Source organism: Nonomuraea sp. NPDC049784, from assembly GCF_040659615.1.
Classification (GTDB): Bacteria; Actinomycetota; Actinomycetes; order Streptosporangiales; family Streptosporangiaceae; genus Nonomuraea.
On record NZ_JBFAMX010001002.1, the window covers coordinates 1 to 2424 of the forward strand.

The 2424-nt window shown below is 71.4% G+C and carries 3 protein-coding genes; 2 read left to right on the plus strand and 1 reads right to left on the minus strand.

What is annotated here, in order from left to right; genetic code table 11:
• Positions 1 to 690, plus strand: a 690-nt coding sequence (locus AB0J09_RS62370; RefSeq protein ID WP_360713621.1) for a bifunctional 4-hydroxy-2-oxoglutarate aldolase/2-dehydro-3-deoxy-phosphogluconate aldolase, incomplete at its 5' end; no start/stop codon positions are given.
• A gap of 8 nt (positions 691 to 698) precedes the next feature.
• On the opposite strand, the gene AB0J09_RS62375 is transcribed toward AB0J09_RS62370, so the two are convergent.
• Positions 699 to 1757 (minus strand): cation diffusion facilitator family transporter, encoded by a 1059-nt coding sequence (locus AB0J09_RS62375; RefSeq protein WP_360713624.1) that lies wholly within the window; start codon positions 1755 to 1757, stop codon positions 699 to 701.
• 49 nt (positions 1758 to 1806) lie between these two features.
• Between AB0J09_RS62375 and AB0J09_RS62380 the strand changes: the two genes are divergently transcribed.
• On the plus strand, positions 1807 to 2163 hold the full coding sequence (locus AB0J09_RS62380) for a metalloregulator ArsR/SmtB family transcription factor (protein ID WP_360713626.1): 357 nt from the start codon (positions 1807 to 1809) through the stop codon (positions 2161 to 2163).
• The last annotated feature ends 261 nt before the right edge of the window (positions 2164 to 2424 follow it).

Sequence of the window (2424 nt, forward strand, 5' to 3'; positions counted from 1 at the left end):
GCGGCGCATCCCGCGGCCCGCACGTCAGCGGCCCGAACGACGTTCATCGTCAGAAGGGGAGTCATGTATCGGTGGGAGATCGTCCGAGCCGTCACCGAGCAGCGGGTGTTCGGGATCGTCAGGAGCCTGGGGCCCGATGAGGCGCTGGCCGCCGCCGAGGCGGTGCTGGACGCGGGGCTGAGCGCCGTGGAGGTGGCGCTCACCACGCCGCGCGCGCTCGCCACCGTCGCGCGGCTCACCGAGCAGCGGCCTGAGGCTCTGGTCGGCGCGGGCACCGTGCTGGACGCCGCCGCGGCCCGCGCCGCCGTGGAGTCGGGGGCGCGTTTCCTGGTCTCGCCGAGCCTGCATCCCGATGTGATCCGCACCGGCCACCGCTACGGCGTGCCCGTCTTCCCCGGCGTGGCGACCCCGACCGAGATCGTCCGAGCTCTGGAGGAGGGTGCGGACGCGGTGAAGATCTTCCCTGCCTCCGCCGTGTCACCGTCGTGGCTGCGGGACGTGCGGGCGGCCCTGCCGCAGGCTCCGGCGATCCCGACCGGAGGTGTGACCATCGACAACGCGCCGGAGTGGATCGCGGCGGGCGCTGTGGCCTGCGGGATGGGCTCGGCGCTGACCTCCGGCGGCGCGAAGGCGGCGGGCGAACGGGTCACCGCCCTGCTCGCCAAGCTCGCCGAGGTCGCGCCACGGTAGGTCGCAGTTCAGTGGGTGCGATGGGCGGACAACGAGGCGTGGTGGTCGGCGCCTGCCGGGCCGTGAGGGTCGGTGTGTACGGTGGCCGCCCTCAGGCGTGGGAGCTCGTGGATGAGGCGATGCTCGGCCTCCACCGCCACCGCGTGCGCGTCCACCACCGACATGCCGTGGTCCACGAGGATCTCCACCTCGGCGTGCAGGGCGTGGCCGATCCAGCGCAGGCGTACGGATCCGACCCGCCGCACCCCGTCCACCGCGGCCAGGATGCGTTCGGCGGTGTCCACGAGGGCGGGGTCCACGGCGTCCATGAGCCGGTGGTAGATCTCGCGGGCGGCGTCGCGTAGCACGAAGCAGATGGCGAACGTGATCAGCAATCCCACGATCGGGTCGGCGAGGGGGAAGCCGAGGGCCGCGCCGCCCGCGCCCAGAAGTACGGCCAGCGAGGTGAAGCCGTCGGTCCTGGCGTGCAGGCCGTCGGCCACCAGCGCGGCCGAGCCGATCTCCCTGCCCACCTTGATCCGGTACCGGGCTACCCACTCGTTGCCCGCGAACCCGACCACGGCGGCGCCCGCCACCCAGCCGACGGCCCTGATGTCCTGGGGGTTGAACAACCGCATGACGGCCTCGTAGCCGGCCAGGGCCGCCGAGGCGGCGATCAGGAGGACGATGCCGATGCCCGCGAGGTCCTCGGCCCTGCCGTACCCGTAGGTGAAGCGGCGGTTGGCGGCGCGGCGGCCGAGGGAGAACGCGATCGCCAGCGGGACGGCGGTGAGGGCGTCGGCCAGGTTGTGCAGGGTGTCGCCGAGCAGCGCGACCGAGCCGGAGGCGACGACGATCACCGCCTGGACGGCGGCGGTGGCCATCAGGACGGCGAACGAGACGGCCAGCACGCGCATGCCACGGCTGCTGGACTCCAGGGCGGCGTCGGTCTTGTCGGCGCTGTCGTGGCTGTGCGTCCTGAAGAGGCCGTGGGACACGACCTCGTGCACCATGCGCGCGAGTCTCCTCCCCGCCCCCGACTGCTGGTGCTCATGCCCGTGCCCTCGAAGGTCCTGCTTCTCAGCCATGGCATCCCTCACTTGCGCAATTAGTCCCTTTTTATCATGATATGTAGTCATGTACGCACGCGACAACGTTTCAGGTGCGAACCAGACGCAGGAGCAACCCACTCCCGCCCAGGTCAACGCGGCCGTGGACGCCTTCCGCATGCTGAGCGACGGCACCCGGCTGCGGCTGATGTGGTTGCTGTCATCGGGCGAGCAGGATGTGAACTCGCTTGCCCAGGCCATCGGCGTGCCCCGGCCGTCCGTGTCGCAGCACCTGGCCAAGCTCCGGCTGGCAGGGCTGGTGGACACCCGCAGGGACGGGCGTCGCGTGCTCTACCGGACCCGTGACTCACACGTACGGGCCCTCATCGCCGAGGCTCTGTTCCACGCCGGCCACGAGGTGTCAGGCCTGCCCCGTCACGACTGAAGGACCACAGCCCTCGCAAGGCGAGGATGGCGCGCAAGTACGCGCCGCATGTGCGGCGACAAGGGGACGGGGCAGGCGCAGATCGTACTTTTGGCTGATTCAGCCAGCAGGGGGCGGCCTCCTAGCCTGGACGGCGTGAACGTCGGGGATCGACTGGCCGCAGGTTCCGGCGTGCCCGGGAGGGGTAGCAGGAACACCGTAAGGCTGGCCCTGGGAGAGCTCGTCAATGAGGGGCTCGTTACGCGCACGCCGCGGCGCGGA

Bases quoted from the DNA above. Each gene is read 5' to 3' on its own strand.
- AB0J09_RS62380 (WP_360713626.1), top strand. From the start codon at position 1,807: ATGTACGCACGCGACAACGTTTCAGGTGCGAACCAGACGCAGGAGCAA.
- AB0J09_RS62375 (WP_360713624.1), bottom strand. From the start codon at position 1,757: ATGGCTGAGAAGCAGGACCTTCGAGGGCACGGGCATGAGCACCAGCAG.